The following is a 21,231-nucleotide window of genomic DNA, read 5'->3' as shown; positions in this document are numbered from 1 at the left end:
AGACAGGTAGGTTCAGTGGCGTGAGCGCCAAGAGAAACGACACCCCGCACGACAAGCTGCCCATCCGGATGCTGCACGACCGCGTGCTCGTGCGGCAGGAGAACGGTGAGGGCGAGCGACGGTCGGGCGGCGGCATCCTGATCCCGGCCACCGCGGCCGTCGGGCGTCGGCTGGCCTGGGCCGAGGTCGTCGCCGTGGGGCAGAACGTACGGACCGTGGAGCCGGGCGACCGTGTGCTCTACGACCCCGAGGACCGCGCCGAGGTCGAGGTGCGCGGCACCGGTTACGTCCTCATGCGGGAGCGCGACCTGCACGCCGTGGCCGCCGACCGCTTCGAGGGCTCCGAGGACTCGACCGGCCTGTACCTGTAATACGACGGCGAAAGGGGCCGGTGACCATCGTCACCGGCCCCTTTCGCTGTTCCTTTGCTACCTTCGAAGGAGCCCGACGAGACGCGCCGTACCGGGACAGTCGTAAGGACGCAGGAAAAGACGACGCACCCCGCAGTCAGTCAGTCGTCTCGGAGGTGCCTCTCATGGCCTGGGTCCTGCTCGTCGTCGCCGGTCTGCTCGAAGTGGGCTGGTCGATCGGGATGAAGTACACCGACGGTTTCAGCCGGCTCGTCCCCAGCGTGCTCACCGGTGCCGGCATCGTCACCAGCATGATCCTGCTGTCGTACGCCGCCAAGTCCCTTCCCATCGGTACCGCCTACGGCGTCTGGGTCGGAATCGGGGCGGCCGGCGCGGCGGTGTTCGGCATGGTGGTGCTGGGGGAGCCGGTCACCGCCGCGCGGATCTTCTTCGTGTGCCTGCTGCTGGTCGCCGTCATGGGGCTCAAGGCGACCTCCGGTCACTGAGAGGCCGTCACTGAAGCCCGGTCACTCCCGGCGGGTGATGATCGCCGGGTTCTGGCCGCCCGACGCCGCCCCGCCGCTCGGTGAGTCACCGGTGGTGCCCCCGGTCGCGTCGCCCGTCGTGCCGCCGTCGGTGGTGCCGCCCGTCGAGGTGTCCCCGGTGGTCCCGCCGTCCGTCGTACCGCCGTCGGTCGTGGTGCCGCCGTCGGTCGTGCCGCCCGTGTCGTCGCCCCCGGTCGTGGTGCCGCCGTTGTCCTGGCCCTGGGTCTGCCCCTGGGTCTGGCCCTGCGTCTGCCCCTGCGTCGCGCCCTGGGTGTCCTGGCCGCCGGTGGTGTCGCCCGTGGTGCCGCCGTTGTCCTGCCCCTCCGTGGACGGGTCGACGGGGGCCTGGGTGCTGGGGGCCTGGTTCTCGGCGCCCGGCTGGAGCTCGAGGTCGAAGTCGGTGACCGGCTTCCCCTTGAGCGCGGCCTTGGTGTACTGCGCCCAGATCTCGGCGGGCGGACCGCCGCCGTTGACGCGCTGCAGGCCCATGGTGTTGTACAGCGACTTGTGCGCGGCGGTCACCGGGTCCTGGCCCATGACGGAGACGACCGTGGCGAGGTCGGGGGTGTAGCCCGCGAACCAGGCCGCGGTGTCCTCCTCGGCGGTACCGGTCTTGCCCGCGGCGGGGCGGTCGGCGCCCTGGGCGGCGGTGGCGGTGCCGTTCTGGACCACGCTCTGCAGGACCGAGGTGGTGGTGTCGGCGGCCTCGCGGCTGATGGCCTGGCGGGTCTTCTTCGCGGGCAGCCGGACGGTCTCCTCGCCGTTGGTGATCTTGTCGATCATCGTGTACGTGCCGTGCCTGCCGTGGTTGGCGAGGGTCGCGTAGGCCTCCGCCATGTCGAGGACGCTCGCGGTGTTCACACCGAGCGCGATCGACGGGGTCGCCGTCAGGTCGGGGGTGTCGGCCGGGATGCCCATGTCGATCGCGGTCTGCTTGACCTTGTCGGAGCCGACGTCGACGGCCATCTGCGCGTACACCGAGTTGACGGACTTGTCGGTGGCCTCGCGCACGGTGATCTCGCCGTAGGAGCCCTGGTCCTCGTTCTCGGGGGCGTAGCTGCCGCCGCTCCAGCCCACCACCGGACGCTTGTTGGTGCCGTCGTAGTAGGTGTTCGGGGTGATGGGCCGGCCGTCCTGGGTCTCGGAGCCGTTCTGGACGGCCGAGGCGAAGACGATGGGCTTGAAGATCGAGCCGACCTGGAAGTCGCCGCGGGTCGCGCCGTTCGTGTACTGCTTGACGTAGTCGATGCCGCCGTACATCGCGACGACCCTGCCGGTCTTCGGGTCGACGGAGGCGCCGCCCGCGCGGACGTAGTTGTCGGCCTTGTTGTTCTTCTTGTCGAGCTTGTCCATCACCTGGTCGTCGACGGCCTTCACGAAGGCGTTCTGCTTGTTCTTGTCCAGGGTGGTGGTGATGCGGTAGCCGCCCGCCTCCAACTGCTCCTTGGTGAGGATCTTGTTGTCGATGATGTAGTCCTCGACCGCGTCCCTGATGTAGCCGCGCTGCCCGGAGAGACCGGTGGAGACGGTCTGCTCCTTCGGCATCGGGAACTTCAGGCCGGTGCGCGCGGACTGCGCCAGCCAGCCCTTCTTGACCATGCCGTCCAGGACGTAGTTCCAGCGGGCCTCGGCGGCCGCCTTGTTCTCCGGGTGGGCGACGACGTCGTACTCGCTGGGCGCGTTGACCAGCGCGGCGAGGTAGGCGGCATGGGCCGGGTCGAGGTCGACGGCGTCCTGGCCGTAGTAGGCCTGGGCGGCGGCCTGGATGCCGTAGGCGTTGCGGCCGAAGTAGCTGGTGTTGAGGTAGCCCTCGAGGATCTCGTCCTTGGACTTCTCGCGGTCCAGCTTGATCGAGATGAAGAACTCCTTGGCCTTGCGGGTGACCGTCTGTTCCTGGGCCAGGTAGTAGTTCTTCACGTACTGCTGGGTGATCGTCGAACCGGACTGCTTGCCCTTGCCGGTCGCGGTGTTCCAGCCGGCCCGCAGCATGGCCTTCGGGTCGATCGCGGACTCGGTGTAGAAGTCGCGGTCCTCGGCGGCGAGGACGGCGTGCTGGGCGTCCTTGGAGACCTGCGAGAGGGAGACGTTCTCGCGGTTGACCTCGCCGTCGCGGGCGAGCTGGCTGCCGTCGGCGTAGAGGTAGACGTTGGACTGCTTGGTGGCGAGCGCGTTGGCCGGCGGGATCTTGACCATGGAGTAGCCGAGGTAGAACAGTCCGGCGAGGACCAGCAGTCCGAGGACGAAGGTGCCCAGCACCATGCGCCAGGTCGGGATCAGCCGTCGCCAGCCGGTCCGCCTGGGCCGCTTGGCCTTCTTCCCGCCGGGCTCTTCAGCCGCCTGTGGTTCTGTCGGTGCCCAGCCCTCGGTCGGCTGCTGCGGCTGGTCGCTCATCTCGTGCACGGACTCCTGTTTCGCGTCGTACGTTCCCGTACGACCTCGTACGCCTTCTGCGCCCCCTGTTGAAGACTCTCGCACCATCCGTTCCGTTCCCGGATATGGCGCGCGTCTCGCCCGGAAAACGGGTGGCCCGCCTCACCATCTGCGCACTAGGCTCCTGCGCTTCGGTGTCGGCGGGCCGAGGAGGGCTGTGGATGTGGGTTCGGGGCGGTTGTACGCGGCCGTCGCGGCGGGGGGATTCAGACGGTACGCGACGTACCGGGCGGCGACGCTCGCCGGGGTGTTCACCAACACCGTCTTCGGTGTGATCTTGGTCTACACGTATCTCGCGCTGTGGGACGAGAAGCCCCACCTCGGCGGATACGACCAGGCCCAGGCGGTCACCTACGTGTGGCTGGGGCAGTGTCTCTACTCGACGCTGGCCATCCAGGGCGGCGGTGCCGAGAAGGACCTGATGAACCGGATCCGCACGGGCGAGATCGCGGTCGACCTGTACCGGCCGGCCGACCTCCAACTGTGGTGGCTGGCGAGCGACTTGGGCCGGTCGCTGTTCCAGCTGCTGGGACGCGGGGTGATCCCGTTCGCCTTCGGGGCGCTGTTCTTCCCGATGGCGCTGCCCACGGACGTCACCTCGTGGGCGGCCCTGCTGGTGGCGCTGCTGCTCGCGATGGTCGTCAGCTTCGGCATCCGCTATCTGGCCGCCCTGAGCGCGTTCTGGCTGCTGGACGGCCAGGGCATCTCGCAGGCCGTGATGATCCTGGGGATCTTCTGCTCGGGCATGGTGCTCCCGCTGAACGCGTTCCCGGGCGCGGCCGGCGACATCGTGCGGGCGCTGCCGTGGGCGGCACAGCTCCAGATGCCGGCGGACGTCCTGATGGGGGAGACCGATCCGCTCGGCGCGTACGCCTTCCAGGCGACCTGGGCGGTGGTGCTGCTGGCGGCCGGGCGGCTGCTCCAGCAGGCGGCGACGCGGCGGGTGGTGGTGCAGGGTGGCTGAGGCGTCTGAAGAGGTGGTCTGGGGATCACGCCTGGGCGAAGGGCTCCGGGCGTACCGGCTGATCGCCGGGATGTGGATCCGCTCCGCCATGACCTACCGCACGTCCTTCGTGGTCACGGTGTGCGGCAACCTGGCGGTGACGGGCCTGGACTTCGTCGGGATCCTGCTGATGTTCTCGCAGGTCGACTCGCTGGGCGGCTGGAGACTGCCCGAGATCGCCTTCCTCTACGGCCTCTCGGTGACCGCCTTCGGGATCGCCGACCTGGTGCTCGGCTCCATGGACGTGCTGGGCTCCCGGATCCGCGACGGCTCCTTCGACACCCTGCTGGTGCGGCCCGCGCCGGTGCTCGCGCAGATCGGCGCGGACCACTTCGCGCTGCGCCGCCTCGGCCGGATCACCCAGGGCGCGGTGGTGCTGGTCTGGGCGCTGGCGACGGTCGACGTCGACTGGAGCGCGGCGAAGGTGCTCCTTGTGCCGGTCATGGTGATCAGCGGCGCGGTGATCTTCAGTGCGGTGTTCGTGGCGGGCGCGGCCTTCCAGATCTTCGCGCAGGACGCCTCCGAGGTGCAGAACGCGTTCACGTACGGCGGTACGACCCTGCTCCAGTACCCGCCGACCGTGTTCGGGAAGGACTTCGTGCGGGGCGTGACCTTCATGCTCCCGCTCGCCTTCGTCAACTGGGTGCCGGCCTCCTACGTGCTGGGCAGGCCGTATCCGCTGGCGCTGCCGGAGTGGGCGGCGTTCGCGCCTCCGCTGGTGGCGGCGGGGTGCTGTGCGCTGGCCGGGCTCGCGTGGCGGGCGGGGCTCGGTTCGTATCGGAGTACGGGGAGTTAGTGGTCGAGGTGGCGGTGGACGTGGCGGTGGACGCCTTCATTGAACTGGACCGCGTCGAGAAGGTCTTCGACGTGCGCAAGAAGACCGGCTTCCTGAAACGGGAGCGGCGCCAGGTGCGGGCGGTCGACTCGATCTCCTTCACCGTGGCGCGCGGCGAGATGGTCGGGTACATCGGCCCCAACGGCGCCGGCAAGTCGACCACGATCAAGATGCTGACGGGCATCCTGACCCCGTCCGGGGGCCGGCTGCGGGTGGCCGGCATCGACCCGTCCCGCGAACGCACGCGGCTGGCCCACCGCATCGGGGTGGTCTTCGGCCAGCGCACCACCCTGTGGTGGGACCTCCCGCTGATCGACTCGTACAAGCTGATGCACCGCATGTACCGCATCCCGGACGCCCGTTACCGCGAGAACCTCGACCGCTGCGTCGAACTCCTCGAACTGACCGACCTGTTGGACGTCCCGGTCCGCCAACTCTCCCTCGGCCAGCGGATGCGCGGCGACATCGCGGCGGCCCTGCTGCACGACCCCGAGGTGCTGTACCTGGACGAGCCGACCATCGGCCTCGACGTCATCTCCAAGGCCAAGGTGCGGGGATTCCTGCGGGAGTTGAACACCGAGCGCGGCACGACGGTCCTGCTCACCACCCACGACCTCCAGGACATCGAGCAGCTCTGCTCACGTGTGATGGTCATCGACCACGGCCGCCTGATGTACGACGGCCCGCTCGCCGGCCTCCACGAGGTGGGCGAGAGCGAGCGGACCCTGGTGGTGGACCTGGAGCGGGAGTTGCCGCCGATCGACGCGGCTCCCGCGAGGGTGGTCAGGGTGGAGGGGCCGCGGCAGTGGCTGGCGTTCCCGGCGTCCGAGTCGGCGGCGGCGCTGGTGGCGCGGGTCGCGGCGGAGTACCCGCTGGTGGACCTGTCGGTGCGGGAGCCGGACATCGAGGCGGTGATCGCGAAGATGTACGCGGGGGAAGCGGAGAAAGCGGTCTCGTAGCCGTGGGATGAGGGAACTCGTAGGCTGCCCTGTATGACGGAGGAACTCCCGGAGCTGCGTGCTTCGGACGCCGATCGTGAACGGGTCGCCGAGGTCCTTCGGGACGCCCTCGCCGAGGGGCGGCTCGACATGGAGGAGTTCGAGGAGCGGCTGGACGCGACGTACAAGGCACGCACGTACGGCGAACTCGCCCCGATCACGCGGGACTTGCCGGTCGGCCAGGTGACCGCTCCCAAGGTCGACATGCTCAAGCGACCCGAGCCGGACGGCAGTTGGGCGTCCCGGATCGTCGGCGGCGAGGGGTCCTCCACGTGGGCCGTCGCCGTGATGTCCGGGTTCCAGCGCAAGGGGCGCTGGACCGTGCCCCGGCGCTTCAACTGCTTCGCCTTCTGGGGCGGCGGGGAGATCGATCTGCGCGAGGCGAACTTCGCCGCCGGCGAGGTCGAGATCAACTGCGTGGCGATCATGGGCGGGGTGCAGGTGATCGTGCCGCCGGGGGTCGAGGTCGTGGTGCGCGGGATCGGCATCATGGGCGGCTTCGACCACCGCGAGGAGGGTGTGCCGGGTGAGCCGGGGGCACCTCGGGTGATCGTGACCGGGTTCGCGTTCTGGGGCGGGGTCGGGGTCGAGCGCAAGCTCAGGAAGGCCGACCGGCAGCGGCTGCGGGAGGAGCGGCGGCAGGAGCGGCTGGAGCGCCGGGAGGCCGCGCGCGAGCTGCGGGACTCCGTCCGGGGTGAGGTGCGGGACGCGCATCGGCGGATGCTTGAGAACCACCATGACCTGCGGTGGGAGCGGCACGAGGAACGGCGTGAGCGGCACGAGGAGCGGAGGGAGCGGCGCCGACGGGGGGAGGACTGAGGGTTCGTCGGCGGGTGCTGGCCGGTGGGGGCTGGTCGCGCAGTTCCCCGCGCCCCTAAAAGCCCTCACCGGCCCGGGGCTACAAGCGTGCCGCCGCCGCCCCCTTCAGGTCCTCCAGAGCGAACGTGTCGGCCATCCGCTCGTAGCCCCGGTCGTTGGGGTGGAGGCGGTCGCCCGAGTCGTACTGCGTGCGGAGGGTGCGGGGGTCGTACGGGTCCCTGACCGCCTTGTCGAAGTCGACCACCGCGTCGTAGACCCGGCCCGCCCTGATCTCCGCGTTGACGGTCTGGCGGACGCCCTCGCGGGCCTTGGTCCAGCCGTTGCGGTCGCCGAACGGCATGAGGGTGCCGCCGATGACCTTGATGCCGTGGGCGTGGGCCTGGCGGACCAGGTCGCGCAGGCCGGTGAGGAGCTTGTCGGCGTCGACGGTGCCCGGGGTGCGGAGGATGTCGTTGATGCCGAGGTCGATGACGACGACCTTGACGTTCGGGCGCTCCAGCACGTCCCGCCGGAACCGCTTGAGGCCGGCCTGGTTCTCCGGGGGGCGGGCGTCCACCAGGACCCGGTTGCCGCCGATCCCCGCGTTGACGACGCTGTAGCGGGGCAGGTCCTGCCCGGCCGCGAGTGCCGTGCGCAGGCGCCGGTTCAGGAAGTCCGGCCAGCGGTGGTTCGTGTCGGCCGTGGAGTCCTTGCCGTCGGTGAGCGAGTCCCCGAAGGCGACCACCGTGCCGTCCGCCTCGTCGGTGAGGACGTCCAGCGCGGTGAGGTAACGCCAGCGGTCGACCCGCTCGGTGAACGCCGTACCGGAGGCGTCCCCGGTCAGGTCGCCCTCACCGGCGTACGACGTCTGCCGGGCCCACGGGTGGTAGGTGACCGGTCCGGACAGGGTGGGGGAGTAGGTGGTGACCAGGACGTCTCCGCCCGCCGGGACGGCGAGGGCGACGGCGTCGCTGAGCACCTGTCCGCCGGCCGCGATGACGACCGTGGTGCGGCCGGCGAACGTGAGCCGCCGCATGCTGCCCGCGTTCGCCGCGGCGGTCCCGTGGCCGGCGGCGAGCGCGAGGGACGCGTGGGTGATCGTCAGCGGGGTACGGCCGTAGAGATTGGACAGTGTGATGCGGGCACTCGTACCGCCGACACCGGTGTGCACGACGTTGCGGACGGAGCGGCCCGCCATGCCCTCGCCGGCGGTGCCGGGCTCGGCGCCGACCGGGGAGGCCGACCAGGCGCCGACCCAGGTTCCGGCGGAGGCGGGGGCGGCGGAGGGGCGCGAGGGCCCGGAACCGGACAGCGCGGTCCGGTCCCTGGTGCCGGCGTCGGCCGCCACTCCGACGTAGATGGCGGTGGACAGGGCCACGATCACTGCGACGATCGCGGCGAGCAGGGCGTAACCATGACGCCGTGTCATGTGGTGCTGTTCTCCTCAGGAGATGGGAGCCCGGGGCTCCGATCTGATGAGCTCATGATGAGGCATGAATGCGGGGACATGTGACGAGACCCCCTCCGGTTCCCCCGTCCGGACAGACGCCGGGAACTCTTGTTCCGTTCCGGGAGTCGGTCAGGAAGGGACAATGTGTGAGGGATCACCGAACGGGTGGAGCGGATGGAACGTACGGAACCTGAACAAACAGGACCATCTGATGTGAAGCGGCCCGCCCCCGCCTCAGCCGTACGCGCGATGAACACCTTCAGCGCCGCGGACGAGGAGAAGCAGCGCGGGGTGCGCCGGATGAAGCTCACCGCGCTCGGGCTGCTGCTGTTCGTGGCGCTGGTGTACGCGCTGGCCAAGTGGGCGGACGGCTCCGGGGCCGGTCCGTGGGCCGGTTACGTCGCCGCGGCGGCCGAGGCGGGCATGGTCGGCGCGATGGCCGACTGGTTCGCCGTCACCGCCCTCTTCCGCCACCCGCTCGGCCTGCCGATCCCGCACACCGCGATCATCCCCACCAAGAAGGACCAGCTGGGGGTGTCGCTGGGCGAGTTCGTCGGCGAGAACTTCCTCTCCGAGGACGTCGTACAGCAACGGCTGCGGGCCGTGGGGATCGGCAGCCGGCTCGGCGCCTGGCTGGCCGACCCCGAGCATGCCGACCGGGTCACCGCCGAGCTGTCGGCGGCCCTCAGGGGCGCGCTGACCGTCCTGCGGGACTCCGACGTCCAGGCCGTGGTCGGGGAGGCGATCACCCGGCGGGCCGACGCCCAGGAGATCGCCCCCGGCATCGGGAAGATGCTGGAGAAGATCGTCGCCGACGGCGGGCACCGGCGGGTCGTCGACCTGGTGGTCGCCCGGGCCCACGACTGGCTGGTGCTCCACGACGAGCAGGTCATGGACGCCGTACAGGGCGGCGCGCCCGGCTGGACCCCGCGCTTCGTCGACAAGAAGGTCGGCGAACGGGTCTACAAGGAGCTCATGCGGTTCGTGACCGAGATGCGGGACATGCCGTCCCATCCGGCGCGCGGCGCCCTGGACCGGTTCCTGAGGGACTTCGCCTCCGACCTCCAGTCCGACACCGACACGCGCGCGCGGGTCGAGCGGCTCAAGGGCGAGGTGCTGGGGCGCGGCGAGGTCCAGGACCTGATCGCGTCCGCGTGGACCGCCGTACGATCGATGATCGTGTCCGCCGCCGAGGACGAGCGCAGTGAGCTGCGGCTGCGGGTACGGGCGTCCCTGCTGTCGCTGGGGGCGCGGATGGCCGTGGACCCCAAGGTGCAGGCGAAGGTCGACCGGTGGGTGGAGGGGGCCGCGGTGTACGTGGTCACCACCTACCGGCGCGAGATCACCTCCCTGATCACGGACACGGTGGCCGGGTGGGACGCCGAGCACACGACGCGGAAGATCGAGGCGAACATCGGGCGCGACCTCCAGTTCATCCGGATCAACGGCACGGTGGTGGGGTCCTTGGTGGGGCTGCTGATCTATACGGTGACGCGGGCGTTGGGGGCGTGAGCGTGCCCGTGCGGTGACTGCCCGATCACCGGGTGCCCGGTGTGGGCTGCTGACGCGGGCGGACTGGGAAGCGGAGGTGGGGGCACCCGGGTGGGGTTCGCTCGACGAGGAGGGAGACCTTCCGTGACCACCACCGCACAAGCCGACACCGGTCGCACCGTGACGACCGACATCCCCGCCAGACTCGACCGGCTGCCCTGGTCCCGCTGGCACTGGACGATCGTCATCGGACTCGGCACCGTATGGATCCTCGACGGCCTCGAGGTCACGGTCGTCGGCAACATCGCGAGCCGGTTGTCGGAGCCGGGCAGCGGCCTGTCCATCTCCTCCGGGCAGGTCACCGGCATCGCGGCGGCGCTGTACGTGGCGGGAGCGTGCGCGGGGGCACTGTTCTGGGGGCGCCTGACCGACAAGTGGGGCCGCAAGAAGCTGTTCATGATCACGCTGGCGGTGTATCTGGCGGCCACCGCGCTGACGTCGATCTCCTTCGACGCCTGGTGGTTCTTCCTGTTCCGCTTCCTCACCGGCTTCGGGATCGGCGGGGAGTACGCGGCGATCAACTCCGCGATCGACGAGCTGATCCCGGCGCAGTACCGGGGCCGGGTCGACCTGATCATCAACGGCAGCTTCTGGCTGGGGGCGGTGGGCGGCTCGCTACTGTCGATCGTCGCGCTGAACACGGAATTCTTCGCGAAGGACGTGGGGTGGCGGCTGACGTTCGCGCTGGGGGCGGTGCTGGCGTTCGTCATTTTGCTGGTGCGGCGGCATGTGCCGGAGAGTCCGCGGTGGCTGCTGATCCACGGGCGGGACGAGGAGGCGGAGCGGATCGTCTCCTCGATCGAATCGCGGGTGGAGTCGGAGCGGGGGGAGACGCTGGCGCGGCCCGAGGGTGAGATCACGATCCGTCAGCGGCGGAGTGTGACGTTCGTGGAGATCGCGCGGACGCTGTTCTCGGACTACCGGCGGCGGTCGGTGCTGGGGTTCTCGCTGTTCATCGGGCAGGCGTTCCTGTACAACGCGATCACGTTCGGGTTCGGGGCGATCCTCACGACGTTCTTCGACGTGCCGACCGGGGACACCGGGTACTACTTCGCGGTCATCGCGGTCGGTAACTTCTGTGGGCCGTTGCTGCTGGGGAAGCTGTTCGACACGGTGGGGCGGCGGGTGATGATCTCGTCGACGTATCTGCTGTCCGGGGTGCTGCTGTTCGGGACGGCGTGGCTGTTCGACCGGGGGTCGTTGAGCGCGGCTTCCTTGACGGCGTGCTGGTGTGCGGTGCTGTTCTTCGCGTCTGCGGGGGCGTCGAGTGCGTACCTCACGGTGTCGGAGGTGTTCCCGATGGAGACGCGGGCGATGTCGATCGCGTTCTTCTATGCGCTGGGGACGGCGGCGGGGGGTATCAGCGGGCCGCTGCTGTTCGCGGACCTGACGAGCACGGGTCGGGTGGGGGACACGGTGTTGGCGTTCCAGATCGGGGCGGCGTTGATGTGTGCGGCGGGGTTGGTGGCGGCGTTCTTGGCTGTGCGGGCGGAGAGGCGGTCCCTGGAGGATGTGGCGAAGCCGTTGACTGCGACGGGGTGAGGTTGTTCTTCGGCTGCGGGGTGGGTGGGGGCGGGCGTTTTTGCGCAGTTCCCCGCGCCCCTGGGGGCCTGCGGCGGCCTCTTGCTGTCCGGTGGGGGCGTGTGTAGCGCGTTTCGTTCGGTGGGTGGGTCGGTGCCGGGGTGGGGGGTATCCGTCCTCGGTCCGGCGGCTCGGTCGCTTGAGATGTGCCCGGTTCTTGACGCCGGCCGCTGCGGGCGGACACCCCCCACCCCGTCCCCTTCACGCCGTCGGCGGCCAACGGCCGGTGGGGGCGAACGCGGGCGGCCAACGGCCCGCGGGGGCGGGGCGGGCGCGGCGGTTGACGGTCACGTCGTGGCGGGCGTGACTGCAACCCACCTAGGGGCGCGGGGAACTGCGCGACCAGCCACAACGCACCTGCATCCGCCCGACAACCGCACCCGGTACCTCAGTAGGCGCCCGGCCCAAGCCCAGCGCAGCGGGGGCGCGGGGAACTGCGCGACCAGCCCCCACTTGCCCGCACCCGCCCGACAACCGAACCCGGCACCCCCCCCCCCTAGGCGCCCTTCCCCCTCCTCCGCAGCAAAAGCAGCCCTCCCGCCACCGCAGTGACCCCCGCCGCCGCAGACCAGCCCACCACCGCACTGGAACCCGTCGCCGCAAGATCCTCGCCGGCCGCCGGAGACGCCGTAGCCCCGCTCTGTGGCCGCGTCCCCGAAGCCGCACTCGCACTGGGCGTAGGCCCAGCAGAAGCCGTCCGGTCCCGTGTGAACGTCAGTGTTCCGAAGCCCAGTTGGTCGTAGCCGCCGCTGTTGGGGCCGTAGTCGCCACCGCCCCCCTCCGGCGAGGACTTCGCGGTGATGCGGGTGAGGTACGGCGCGGACAGCCCCCGGCGCTTGGTGTAGTGGTTGCTGATCATCGCCCAGATGGGGCGGGTCATCGCGGGGTCCACGCCGGCCGCCGCGCTCGCCGTCTCCCGCCCCGACCACCCCCCGATCGCCCCCTTGGCACGGGTGTTCGCGGTGTACGGCACCTGCCCGCCCATGCTCCACTTCGCCACGTACTGGGCCCCCTTGAGGAACCGGCTGTCGTCGTAGCCGTACAGGTCGTACCCCTGGTTCCACGCCATCTCGCAGAACGTGCCCATCAGCCCGACCCCGAGCAGCGCGTGCCCCTGGTCCCGGCCCGCCTCCAGCCACTCGGCGAGTCCGTCGTCGTGCACGACGGGGATCGCGTGCCGGACCGCACCCAGCCCGTCACCGTCCTTGAAGTAGTCCACCGCGCGGCCCACTTGGGCTCTGTCGTCGCAGAAGATGCCCGTGGCGAGGACGCACGCCATGGCGCACAGGTCCCAGTTGGTCCAGTAGTTCGTGACGACCGCGCCGTTGTGCCGGACCAGGAAGTCGTCGCTGAGCGGGGCGAAGACCTTGGTGAGCAGTTCCTGGAAGCGGGCGAGGTCGAAGTCCGGGTGGTCGCGGACCAGTTCGGCGGCGTTGGCGAACTGGTAGCCGTACAGCCCCGCAGCGAGGAAACGGTCCGCGCTGCCGGCCAGCGAAGTGAGCTCGGCGGACCAGGCGTTGAGGATCGTCACGGCCGTGTCGGCGTACACATCCTCGCCGCTCACGTGGTGGCGAAGGGCGTTCTGGTACGCGGCGTGGATGTCGTTGTAGAGCGTGGCGTAGTTCTGCGGGCTGCCCGCGCCCCGGTACACCGTCCGCTGCGGGTTGGGCGTCCAGCCGCTCTGCGCGTGCCGGTTGGCGGTCAGCTTCGCGAAACCCGCCGTGTAGGGGGCGGCCCCGGCCTTCACCTTGGCGGCCATGCGGGCGAGGTCCGTGCCGGTGTGCAGCAGGCCCGGGTGCGCGAAGGCGGAGGCCGGGGCGGCGGTGGCCGTGGCGGGCAGGGCGGTCGCGGCCACCGTCGCCGCACCCGCGGCTCCCGCCGCCTTGAGCATGCTGCGGCGGCTGATCCGGGAAGTCGAAGTCACGTGGGTCATTCCTCGCGTGCCGGTGGTGGGGGACGCTCAGGAGACGCGAGGGTGGGACGGTCGATAACAGAAACACGCACCGCGAAGGAGCCGTGCCCGTGAGTGTGCGCCGGATCATGCCCGACATCCACGTCGCGTCAGGGGAGGCCCTGAGCGCCAACCGCGACTTCTACGGCCTGCTCGGCTTCGAGGAGGTCATGAACATGGGGTGGGTCGTGACACTGGCGTCCCCCGCCAACCCCACCGCCCAGATCAGCTTCTTCACCGAGGAGCGCACCGCCCCCGTCGTCCCCGACCTGAGCGTGGAGGTCGAGGACGTCGACGCCGTATACGCGCAGGTCGTGGCGTCCGGTGCGGAGGTCGTACGGGAGCTGCGGGACGAGGAGTGGGGCGTACGGCGCTTCTTCGTACGGGACCCGAACGGGCGGGTGGTCAACGTGCTCACCCACGGGGCCGGGGGAGCGTAGACCGCTGCCGGGCCGCCTGGAGGGCACGCCACCTCGCACCTCAGCCCACCTCCCGGCTCAGCCGTGCCGGCTCAGGCCACCTCCCGGCTCAGCCGTGCCGGCTCAGGCCACCTCCCGGCTCAGCCGTGCCGGCTCAGGCCACCCCACGGCTCAGCCCCGCCGGCCCAGCCCCGTCGGCTCAGAGAGGTCCGCTCAAACAGGTCCGCTCAGACAGGTCCGCTCAGACCAGCCCCTCACGCCTCCCGGTCCGCCACCGCCCAGGACGCCAGCGCCACCGCGCCCGCCACGCCGAACACCGCCGGCCACGCGCCCACCTTCTTGGCCAGCGGATGGGACCCGGCGAAGGCGGCGACATACGCGGCCGTCAACGCCCCGGCCGCCTTCCCGCCGGCCCGCTCCCGCCACTGCCGGGCCGCCGCGGCTCCGGCGACGGCCAGCACCGCCCCGCCCAGCTGCCGCTTCTTCGTCCACCGCGCCACGCCGTACCCGCCGACGAGTCCGCCCGCCGCGACCACCGCACTGGGAACCCTCGCCATGTCTGCCTCCTCGGTCGTCGGTCGATGTGGGGTCGAGGCTAGCCCCGGACCAGCGTCGACAACCGAACCTGAGTCGGGGCTTGTCAAGTTTCCTCGCTCCGAGCTATATAAGAAGGCGTAGGGCATCGCACGGCAGAGTCTGTGGAAAGGAGATGGACTGTGATGCTCATGCGTACCGACCCCTTCCGTGAGTTCGACCGGCTCGCGCAGCAGGTGTTCGGCTCAACCGCCCGCCCCAGCGCGATGGCGATGGACGCATACCGGTCGGGGGACGACTTCGTCGTCCACTTCGACCTCCCCGGCATCGACCCCGAGACGATCGAGCTGGACGTCGAGCGCAACGTCCTGAACGTCCGTGCCGAGCGCCGCAGCCCCGCCCCCGAGGGCGCGGAGCTGATCGTCGCCGAACGGCCCACGGGCTCGTTCACCCGGCAGCTCTTCCTCGGTGACACCCTCGACACGGAACGCATCGACGCCTCGTACGACGCCGGTGTGCTGACCTTGCGGATCCCCGTCGCCGAACAGGCCAAGCCCCGTCGTATCCAGATCAGCGGCGGCGGCAGCGGACCCCGGCAGATCAGCGGCTGAACCCCACGCGACAGACGAGCGGCGTCCCGCGCGCCGTTACGGACCGGACCGGTGCAGACAGGTACAGGCGGTCCATACGGCCGTGGGGCGCCCGGCGCAACGACCCCCAGGAGAGAGCTGTACATGAGCGCGAACCGACCCAGCTGGACCGGCCTCGTCGAGGCGGTGCGGGAGGCCGGACAGTACGCGACGCCGGCGGAGGCCGAACACGTCACCCGCGTCGTCCTGTCCGCCCTCGGCGACCACGTCACCGGCGAGGAGCGCGTCGACCTCGCCCGCGCCCTGCCCGAGGAGGCGGCCCGGGTCGTCGCCTCCCGCATCCCCCTCAACAGGCCGCTGTCCGCACCCCAGTTCGTGGACGCGGTGGCCGCCCGCACCGAGGGCGCGACCCCGGCGACGGCCCGCTGGGACGTCAGCTCGGTGCTGAGCGTCCTGCCGGCGCTGGTGGGCGACGAACTGGTGGACCGCGTCCTCGCCCAACTCCCCTCCGGTTACGCCCTGTTGTTCGGCAAGGCGGAACTGGTCCTCACGGCCTGACCCACCCGCTCATCGGCCCTCGCCCTCGCGCGCCCCGGCCCGCAGCCGCAGCTCCGTCAGGTACCCGGAGGCGACGGCACAGCCGACCCCGGCGAGGGCGAGGCCCACGGCGACCGGATTGACGTACCCCGGAAGCACACCGGTCGCCTCATATCCGCCGCCGCCCTTCAACTCGCACTCGAAGGACAGAGGAAGGAAGCCGACGGAGTAGTCGACGACCTGGGCCGCCTGATCGCCGGACCGGCACGGCGGCAGCGGCGCGGAGCCCGCTCCGCCGTCCTCCGCCTCCAGCACCGCACCGAGGAGGTGCAGCAGGCCCCACACGTACATCGCCACCGCCAGCGCCCCCGCGAGGGCGGCGACCCCGCGCAGCCTCGAAGCAAGCTTCCGCACCGACATCCCACCACCACCCCCGCCTGATCGCTCCCGAGTCCGCAGAGTTCAGCACCGCGGAATGCCAACGGCTGTGGTGGAGCCCACAGTTCCGGCAACAGGGCTGTCACAGCCGGCCGTGGGTTGTCGGAGTCGGGCCTGGAAAACGGCTGGCGTGCCGTGCGAACAACGGCGAGGCTGCCCTCGTGGAGTTCCTGAAGGAGGGGCGAGTGACGTACGTCTTCCTGGAGACGGAACGGCTGCGACTGCGGGCGTTCACCGAGGCCGACGTCGAGGATCTGGTCGCGCTGGACGGCGACCCGGAGGTGATGCGCTTCCTTACCGGCGGCGCGCCGACACTCCCCGACACGATCCGCACCCGCACCCTGCCCCGCCTCCTCCACGACCACCCCGGCCTCGGCACCCGCGGCTACTGGGCGGCCGAGGAGAGGTCCACCGGCACCTTCCTCGGCTGGTTCGAGTTCCGCCCCCTCGACGACACCACCCCGACCGTCGTGGAACTCGGCTACCGCCTCAACAAGTCAGCCTGGGGCCGCGGTTACGCCACGGAAGGCTCCCGAGCCCTCATCGCCAAGGGCTTCACCGACCTCGGCGTCGAACGCGTCACCGCCAACACCATGACCGTCAACCACCGCTCCCGCCGAGTGATGGAAAAGTCCGGCCTCACCTACCTCCGCACCTTCCACACCAACTGGCCGCACCCGATCGAGGGCTCCGAACACGGCGAGGTGGAGTACGAACTCACACGGGCGGCCTGGCGGCGACACCGACGCGAGACCCCCTGAGATGCCCCGCCGCCCCCTCCTCTACCTCGACGTCGACGGCCCCCTCAACCCCTACGCCGCCAAGCCCGAACACCGGCCCGAGGGCTACACCACGCACCGGATGAAGCCCGCGGGGTGGGTCGCTCAGCATCCCGGGGTGCCGGCGGAGCGGGTGCGGCCGCTGCGGGTCTGGCTCAATCCCGGGCACGGGCCCGCGTTGTTGGGTCTGACGGATCGGTACGAGCTGGTCTGGGCGACCACGTGGCGCCAGGAGGCCAACACCTACATCGCGCCCGTCCTCGGCCTCCCCGCCCTCCCGGTCGTCGACTGGCCCACCCCCGTCGGCAACGGCCCCGACGGCACCTTCTGGAAGACCCACCACCTCGTCGCCCACGCCGCCGGCCGCCCCTTCGTCTGGCTGGACGACGAACTCGACGACAGGGACCGCGAGTTCGTGGCCGCGCGCCACGACGGCCCGGCCCTGCTGCACCGCGTCGATCCCCGACTGGGCCTGCGCGCACCGGACTTCGAGGCGGTCGCGGAGTTCGCGCGGGGCCTCTGACGCGGGTCACACCTCGTCGAGCAGCGCCGCGAGCCCGTGGTCGAGGTCCGGGCCCAGGTTCTCGGCGCCGGGTTCCACGACGTCGTAGGAACGGAGAAGGAAGCGGCGCAGGGTGGTCGTGCCGAAGCGGATCACGGCCAGGCCCAGTGGTGAGTGGAACTCGGTGACCGTTCTGGCCCGGCCGCAGGGGCGTATTCGTACGTCCCCCTCTCCGGCCGGTGTCCCGAGTCCCTCCTCCAGCAGCGCCCGCGCGAACATCCACGTCACGCCCTCGCCGTCGGCCGACACCTGTGCGGGGAAGTCGATGTGCACCGCGAAGGGCTCGGCGGCGCTGTAGCGCAGCGTGGGGCGGATCGGGAGGTCCGGGTGCTCGGAGGTGATCAGGCGGGCGCGGACGGTCTGTTCCAGGGTGGTGAGGCGCATGAGCGGTGATCTCCGGTCCTTCTCGATGTCGGTTGTGAGTCGGTTGCCCTGTCGAGTCGCGGGAGTGCCGATTCCTTACGCGGAGACCGGAATTCGCTGCTGTGATCTGAATCACGGCCGGAACTGAATCATTGAAAGTTTTGTCATCTACGCTGACAAACCCTTCCGCGTCCCGACAACGCCCCGACCGCCGGGAACTGGAGCGTCCCCGCATGACCGACCAACCCGCCAGAGTGCCCGCCCAGGCATCCCCCGCCGCGACCGCCGCGTACGTGCGGATCTACGAGGAGGAGCAGCCGCGCCTCGTCGCCTACGCCCGCTCGCTGACCCGCAACACCTGGGCGGCCGAGGACCTCGTCGCCGAGGCGCACTTCCGCGTGTGGCGACGGCTGTCCGCCGGGCACGAGATCGACAACGTCCCGGCGTACCTCATGACGACCGTGCGGCACCTCGCCTCCTCCGTCGCGAGCGCCACGCACGAGACCCCGCGCGATCCGCAGATCCCCGAGCAGGCATCTTCCGGGCACGTGGAGGACCCGGCCGAACAGGTCTCCGCCACCGACCTGTTGGTGCGCGTCCTCGGCGAACTCCCCGAACGCTGGGTGCGGGCCCTGTGGCTCGCCGACGCCGAGGGGCAGCCCCTGGAGTCGGTCGGCCGGCAGATCGGCGCCAAGCAGGGCGCGACGGCCGTACTGCTGCACCGGGCCCGCGAAGGCATGCGCCAGGCGTTCCTGCGCTCACAGACCGAGGCGCCCGACGATCCCGCGTGCGAGGTCCACTGGGTCCGCATGCCGGCCTACGTCCGCGGCAGCGCGACCCCGCGCCAGTCCGAACGCCTCCTCGCCCACGTCGACGTCTGCGACGGGTGCCGGGGACGGCTCGCGGTCCTGATCCGCGCGAACAACCGCCTGCCGGCGATCGTGGGACCGGCGTTGCTGGTGCTCGCGGTGGGAGGCGGTGGTGGTGCGGGGAAGGTCGTGGCCTCGCTCACTGGGGGCTCCGGGGGAGTCGGGGTCGCTTCTTCCGGCGGCCACGGGCTTCTTCGTACGGCCCGTGCGGCCGGCCCGAGAACCAAGGCGGCCCTCGCCTCCGGCACGGCGGCGGCCGCGGCGATCGCGGTCGTCCTGTCGCTCGGGGTCAACGAGTCCCCGGCGACGGTGACTTCGCCGGGGAGGGAGCCGGTGGCTCAGGGGCCGGTGGCCCAGGAGCCGGTGGCGGGGCCGTCGGAGGGGGCCGTGGCGGCGCCGGGAGATGACCGGCGGGTGGAGCGCGACGCCGACCGGGCTCGGGCTCACGCGGCGGGGGCGGCCGTACCGGAGGATGTCGGGGGCGTGCAACTGGTTGTGGGTGTGCGGGAGAGCGGGGAGGCCGGGGAGAGCGGGGGGTCCGAGGGCTCGCAGGGGGCCGGGGAGTCCGGAGGAACCGGTGGGTCCGGGGGCTCGCAGGGGGTCGGCGAGTCCGGAGGAACCGGGGGCGACGAGGGCTCTGAGGGCTCCGGGAGCGGTTCGGAGGGTGGGGGAGGCGTGGGCGAGCCGACACCCCCGCAGCCGGCGCCGGAGGAACCGACGGACCCAGGCCCAGGGGACGGCCCTGCGGTGCCCGCACCGGGGGGTGAGGAGCCTACGCTGCCAGCGGGGCCGGAGCAGCCAACTCAGCCTGTGCAGCCAGCTCAGCCTGTGCAGCCGGAGCAGCCCGCTCAGCCGGAGCCGCCGCAGCCGCCGATTGCGCAGCAGCCCGAGCCCGAGCCCGAGCCCAACCCCGACCCCGAGAACCCGGAGCCGGGTACGCCGGGGGACGAGACGCCCGTCCCGAACCCGACTACGCCGACGCCCGAGGATCCAGACCCCGGCGAGGGAACGCCACAGCCACCGACGTATTCGCAACCACCCACCACTCCGGAGCCGACGGCACCGACATCACCGGAGCCACCACAAGCACCGGTCCCGTCGCAGCCCCCGAACCACCCGGCCGATCCCACGCCCCCGACTCAGCCCACCCAGCCGACCCCACCCACCGTCCCGGACCCCCCGGGCGACCACAACTGCGGGCCGAGAGACAACGACGGCGGGCCCGCCCGCAAGCTCAGCTGAGACCTCAGCTCTGGTACGGCTGCTGCGAGCCCTGTCCGCCGTACACCTGACCGCCCTGCCCGCCCCCGGAGGCGGCCTGCGCCTGCAACTGCTCCGCCTCCTGCGCGTTCAGCTTGTTCTCCGCACCGCAGAAGGTGCACTGCGTCGCGTACTTGGTGGAGATCGGGAACAGCGGCACGAAGAACAGCGTGAACTTCGTGACCCGCTTGCGCAGGGTGTGCGCGGCCGGGTTCCCGCACCGCCCGCACACCAGGGTGAGTATCGCGAGCTGGTACAGGTAACCCTTGGTGCCAAAGAGGATGAACATGGTGTCGTCGCCTTCCGGGATCGGTGCCTGAGAGGCAGTATCCCCGCACCGGGTGCCCGCACGGGGAGTGGATCCGATTCAGGGCTCCAGGCGGCTCAGCGCCTCCATGGCCTCGCGTTCGACGCGTGCGAGATCGTGAAGGACGGCGCCCGCCCGCAACAGGTGCTGCTCATCACCCGACACACCGGCTCTGTCGATCAGTGCGGCGACCTCCGTCCACAGGCCGGCGGCCTCGGCGTACAGCCGATGCCCGGTGCGCAGATGACCGCTGTCGAGGAACTGGCCGCTCTCGGCGAGGAAGTCCCGGTAGAGATTCCGGAACAACGCACCCCCGGTCCCGCCCCTCTCCATCAGCAGCGCGGCCTGCGGCAGATCCCGCCCCGGGTCCTCACTCCGCCGCAGCCATGTCCGTACGGCCTTCCCGGCCTTGTCGATACCGCGGTGCCCCAGGTTGGCGATGGGCGGGTGGAGGAAGGCGTGGGCGCAGGCGGTGACGGCGGGGACGATGCTCTTCTCAGGGCTCTTCTCAGGGCTCTTCTCAAAAGCGGGCAGGTCGGGGGCGGCGGTGACGGTGAAGGACCGGTGCCTGGCGGCCATGGGCCCTCGCGCGGCCCGAGCCGCCGCAAGACTGTCCAGACCGGTCGTCACGGCACCGCCCTGCTGCTCGGTGTCGACGAGGTGGGCGACGCGGTCGTCATAGCCGTACATGGCCACGACATGCCCCCCGAAGTGCACCTTCGCGGTGAAGTAGTCCAGGTGGTAACTGTCCAGTTGAAGCCCGACGGGCCGCGCCCGGCCGATGGCATCCACGACATTCGCCCACGCCTTGCGGGGCGAGGCCGTCTCCTGAACCAGGAGCTCAAGCCCAAGCGTGTCAGCCAGATTCCTACTGAGCTCGAACGGCTTCACCCGCCCCCCGAGAAAAGGAAAGCCCATGTTCTTGCTGTCCCAGTAGATGAAGGAGAGCCCACGGCCGAGCCCGAAGAGCATGGGTTCGGAGAGATCGATCCCTTGGTGGCGCAGCAGCACACCGAGGGTGGAGGTCTCGCAGTGCTGGGTGGCGCGGACGTCGATACGGCTCAGCGTGGGCATGCCGGGG

General features: G+C 70.9%; 22 protein-coding genes and 1 riboswitch. Of the genes, 14 read left to right on the top strand and 8 right to left on the bottom strand.

The window, feature by feature from the left end:
* Positions 1-20: 20 nt before the first annotated feature.
* Together AC2XR2_RS16575 and sugE are read left to right on the top strand one after the other, a co-directional pair.
* Positions 21-371: a GroES family chaperonin gene (locus tag AC2XR2_RS16575; protein ID WP_123761009.1), complete on the top strand. Its 351-nt coding sequence runs from the start codon at positions 21-23 to the stop codon at positions 369-371.
* Positions 372-426: 55 nt separating this feature from the next.
* Positions 427-501, top strand: a riboswitch (guanidine-III (ykkC-III) riboswitch).
* Between the two features lie 34 nt (positions 502-535).
* The gene (sugE, locus tag AC2XR2_RS16570) at positions 536-856 is read left to right on the top strand and encodes a quaternary ammonium compound efflux SMR transporter SugE (RefSeq protein WP_491515459.1); all 321 of its coding nucleotides are present in this window, start codon (positions 536-538) and stop codon (positions 854-856) included.
* A gap of 21 nt (positions 857-877) precedes the next feature.
* On the opposite strand, the gene AC2XR2_RS16565 is transcribed toward sugE, so the two are convergent.
* A complete protein-coding gene (locus AC2XR2_RS16565; RefSeq protein WP_449349634.1) occupies positions 878-3,286 on the bottom strand; it encodes a transglycosylase domain-containing protein in 2,409 nt (802 codons plus the stop codon).
* A gap of 202 nt (positions 3,287-3,488) precedes the next feature.
* Here AC2XR2_RS16565 and AC2XR2_RS16560 point away from each other — a divergent pair, with 202 nt between their 5' ends.
* From AC2XR2_RS16560 to AC2XR2_RS16545, 4 genes are all read left to right on the top strand, one after another.
* Complete coding sequence (locus tag AC2XR2_RS16560; protein WP_381308816.1) at positions 3,489-4,289, top strand: ABC transporter permease; 801 nt, start codon at positions 3,489-3,491, stop codon at positions 4,287-4,289.
* Positions 4,290-4,359: 70 nt separating this feature from the next.
* Complete coding sequence (locus tag AC2XR2_RS16555) at positions 4,360-5,124, top strand: ABC transporter permease (protein WP_491518458.1); 765 nt, start codon at positions 4,360-4,362, stop codon at positions 5,122-5,124.
* A complete protein-coding gene (locus AC2XR2_RS16550; protein ID WP_330266643.1) occupies positions 5,124-6,122 on the top strand; it encodes an ABC transporter ATP-binding protein in 999 nt (332 codons plus the stop codon). Before AC2XR2_RS16555 ends, AC2XR2_RS16550 begins: the two co-directional genes overlap by 1 nt.
* A 33-nt stretch (positions 6,123-6,155) precedes the next feature.
* Positions 6,156-6,980: a DUF1707 SHOCT-like domain-containing protein gene (locus AC2XR2_RS16545; RefSeq protein WP_491515458.1), complete on the top strand. Its 825-nt coding sequence runs from the start codon at positions 6,156-6,158 to the stop codon at positions 6,978-6,980.
* Between the two features lie 79 nt (positions 6,981-7,059).
* Here the strand turns inward: AC2XR2_RS16545 and AC2XR2_RS16540 are convergent, their stop codons facing one another.
* Positions 7,060-8,388, bottom strand: coding sequence for an SGNH/GDSL hydrolase family protein (locus AC2XR2_RS16540; RefSeq protein WP_381308806.1), 1,329 nt, complete (start codon positions 8,386-8,388; stop codon positions 7,060-7,062).
* 195 nt (positions 8,389-8,583) lie between these two features.
* Here AC2XR2_RS16540 and AC2XR2_RS16535 point away from each other — a divergent pair, with 195 nt between their 5' ends.
* Both AC2XR2_RS16535 and AC2XR2_RS16530 read left to right on the top strand, forming a co-directional pair.
* A complete protein-coding gene (locus AC2XR2_RS16535) occupies positions 8,584-9,921 on the top strand; it encodes a DUF445 domain-containing protein (RefSeq protein WP_491515457.1) in 1,338 nt (445 codons plus the stop codon).
* A 123-nt stretch (positions 9,922-10,044) separates the two neighbouring features.
* Positions 10,045-11,502, top strand: a complete 1,458-nt coding sequence (locus AC2XR2_RS16530; protein WP_491515456.1) for an MFS transporter — start codon at positions 10,045-10,047, stop codon at positions 11,500-11,502.
* 535 nt (positions 11,503-12,037) lie between these two features.
* Here the strand turns inward: AC2XR2_RS16530 and AC2XR2_RS16525 are convergent.
* Positions 12,038-13,474 (bottom strand): alginate lyase family protein, encoded by a 1,437-nt coding sequence (locus AC2XR2_RS16525; protein WP_491515455.1) that lies wholly within the window; start codon positions 13,472-13,474, stop codon positions 12,038-12,040.
* An 89-nt stretch (positions 13,475-13,563) separates the two neighbouring features.
* On the opposite strand from AC2XR2_RS16525, the gene AC2XR2_RS16520 reads away from it, so the two are divergent.
* Positions 13,564-13,932, top strand: a complete 369-nt coding sequence (locus AC2XR2_RS16520) for a VOC family protein (RefSeq protein ID WP_491515454.1) — start codon at positions 13,564-13,566, stop codon at positions 13,930-13,932.
* A 233-nt stretch (positions 13,933-14,165) separates the two neighbouring features.
* Here the strand turns inward: AC2XR2_RS16520 and AC2XR2_RS16515 are convergent, their stop codons facing one another.
* Positions 14,166-14,468, bottom strand: a complete 303-nt coding sequence (locus AC2XR2_RS16515; RefSeq protein ID WP_381307691.1) for a hypothetical protein — start codon at positions 14,466-14,468, stop codon at positions 14,166-14,168.
* A 162-nt stretch (positions 14,469-14,630) separates the two neighbouring features.
* Between AC2XR2_RS16515 and AC2XR2_RS16510 the strand changes: the two genes are divergently transcribed.
* Together AC2XR2_RS16510 and AC2XR2_RS16505 are read left to right on the top strand one after the other, a co-directional pair.
* The gene (locus AC2XR2_RS16510; protein WP_391198953.1) at positions 14,631-15,056 is read left to right on the top strand and encodes an Hsp20/alpha crystallin family protein; all 426 of its coding nucleotides are present in this window, start codon (positions 14,631-14,633) and stop codon (positions 15,054-15,056) included.
* A 123-nt stretch (positions 15,057-15,179) separates the two neighbouring features.
* Positions 15,180-15,593 carry a DUF2267 domain-containing protein gene (locus AC2XR2_RS16505; RefSeq protein WP_330266652.1) on the top strand — a complete coding sequence of 138 codons (414 nt, stop codon included), beginning with the start codon at positions 15,180-15,182 and terminating at the stop codon, positions 15,591-15,593.
* Positions 15,594-15,602: 9 nt separating this feature from the next.
* Here AC2XR2_RS16505 and AC2XR2_RS16500 read toward each other — a convergent pair whose 3' ends face one another.
* Entirely contained in the window at positions 15,603-15,992 is a 390-nt protein-coding gene (locus AC2XR2_RS16500) for a hypothetical protein (protein WP_449349639.1), read from the bottom strand.
* Positions 15,993-16,171: 179 nt separating this feature from the next.
* Here AC2XR2_RS16500 and AC2XR2_RS16495 point away from each other — a divergent pair, with 179 nt between their 5' ends.
* Entirely contained in the window at positions 16,172-16,771 is a 600-nt protein-coding gene (locus AC2XR2_RS16495) for a GNAT family N-acetyltransferase (protein WP_491515453.1), read from the top strand.
* 1 nt (position 16,772) lies between these two features.
* On the top strand, positions 16,773-17,312 hold the full coding sequence (locus AC2XR2_RS16490) for an HAD domain-containing protein (protein WP_491515452.1): 540 nt from the start codon (positions 16,773-16,775) through the stop codon (positions 17,310-17,312).
* Between the two features lie 6 nt (positions 17,313-17,318).
* Here AC2XR2_RS16490 and AC2XR2_RS16485 read toward each other — a convergent pair whose 3' ends face one another.
* The gene (locus AC2XR2_RS16485; RefSeq protein WP_491515451.1) at positions 17,319-17,735 is read right to left on the bottom strand and encodes an SsgA family sporulation/cell division regulator; all 417 of its coding nucleotides are present in this window, start codon (positions 17,733-17,735) and stop codon (positions 17,319-17,321) included.
* 212 nt (positions 17,736-17,947) lie between these two features.
* On the opposite strand from AC2XR2_RS16485, the gene AC2XR2_RS16480 reads away from it, so the two are divergent.
* Positions 17,948-19,825, top strand: a complete 1,878-nt coding sequence (locus AC2XR2_RS16480; RefSeq protein WP_491515450.1) for a sigma-70 family RNA polymerase sigma factor — start codon at positions 17,948-17,950, stop codon at positions 19,823-19,825.
* Between the two features lie 4 nt (positions 19,826-19,829).
* Here AC2XR2_RS16480 and AC2XR2_RS16475 read toward each other — a convergent pair whose 3' ends face one another.
* Together AC2XR2_RS16475 and AC2XR2_RS16470 are read right to left on the bottom strand one after the other, a co-directional pair.
* Entirely contained in the window at positions 19,830-20,132 is a 303-nt protein-coding gene (locus AC2XR2_RS16475) for a zinc-ribbon domain-containing protein (protein ID WP_123760993.1), read from the bottom strand.
* 78 nt (positions 20,133-20,210) lie between these two features.
* The gene (locus tag AC2XR2_RS16470) at positions 20,211-21,224 is read right to left on the bottom strand and encodes a BtrH N-terminal domain-containing protein (protein WP_491515449.1); all 1,014 of its coding nucleotides are present in this window, start codon (positions 21,222-21,224) and stop codon (positions 20,211-20,213) included.
* Positions 21,225-21,231 lie beyond the last annotated feature (7 nt).

The organism is Streptomyces sp. LS-MS-L19, assembly GCF_058382285.1.
This window is presented reverse-complemented; position numbering and strand designations above follow the sequence as displayed.

Bases quoted from the DNA above. Each gene is read 5' to 3' on its own strand.
- sugE (WP_491515459.1), top strand. From the start codon at position 536: ATGGCCTGGGTCCTGCTCGTCGTCGCCGGTCTGCTCGAAGTGGGCTGG.
- AC2XR2_RS16565 (WP_449349634.1), bottom strand. From the start codon at position 3,286: ATGAGCGACCAGCCGCAGCAGCCGACCGAGGGCTGGGCACCGACAGAA.
- AC2XR2_RS16555 (WP_491518458.1), top strand. From the start codon at position 4,360: ATGTGGATCCGCTCCGCCATGACCTACCGCACGTCCTTCGTGGTCACG.
- AC2XR2_RS16545 (WP_491515458.1), top strand. From the start codon at position 6,156: ATGACGGAGGAACTCCCGGAGCTGCGTGCTTCGGACGCCGATCGTGAA.
- AC2XR2_RS16540 (WP_381308806.1), bottom strand. From the start codon at position 8,388: ATGACACGGCGTCATGGTTACGCCCTGCTCGCCGCGATCGTCGCAGTG.
- AC2XR2_RS16535 (WP_491515457.1), top strand. From the start codon at position 8,584: ATGGAACGTACGGAACCTGAACAAACAGGACCATCTGATGTGAAGCGG.
- AC2XR2_RS16525 (WP_491515455.1), bottom strand. From the start codon at position 13,474: ATGACCCACGTGACTTCGACTTCCCGGATCAGCCGCCGCAGCATGCTC.
- AC2XR2_RS16515 (WP_381307691.1), bottom strand. From the start codon at position 14,468: ATGGCGAGGGTTCCCAGTGCGGTGGTCGCGGCGGGCGGACTCGTCGGC.
- AC2XR2_RS16510 (WP_391198953.1), top strand. From the start codon at position 14,631: ATGCTCATGCGTACCGACCCCTTCCGTGAGTTCGACCGGCTCGCGCAG.
- AC2XR2_RS16505 (WP_330266652.1), top strand. From the start codon at position 15,180: ATGAGCGCGAACCGACCCAGCTGGACCGGCCTCGTCGAGGCGGTGCGG.
- AC2XR2_RS16500 (WP_449349639.1), bottom strand. From the start codon at position 15,992: ATGTCGGTGCGGAAGCTTGCTTCGAGGCTGCGCGGGGTCGCCGCCCTC.
- AC2XR2_RS16490 (WP_491515452.1), top strand. From the start codon at position 16,773: ATGCCCCGCCGCCCCCTCCTCTACCTCGACGTCGACGGCCCCCTCAAC.
- AC2XR2_RS16485 (WP_491515451.1), bottom strand. From the start codon at position 17,735: ATGCGCCTCACCACCCTGGAACAGACCGTCCGCGCCCGCCTGATCACC.
- AC2XR2_RS16480 (WP_491515450.1), top strand. From the start codon at position 17,948: ATGACCGACCAACCCGCCAGAGTGCCCGCCCAGGCATCCCCCGCCGCG.
- AC2XR2_RS16475 (WP_123760993.1), bottom strand. From the start codon at position 20,132: ATGTTCATCCTCTTTGGCACCAAGGGTTACCTGTACCAGCTCGCGATA.
- AC2XR2_RS16470 (WP_491515449.1), bottom strand. From the start codon at position 21,224: ATGCCCACGCTGAGCCGTATCGACGTCCGCGCCACCCAGCACTGCGAG.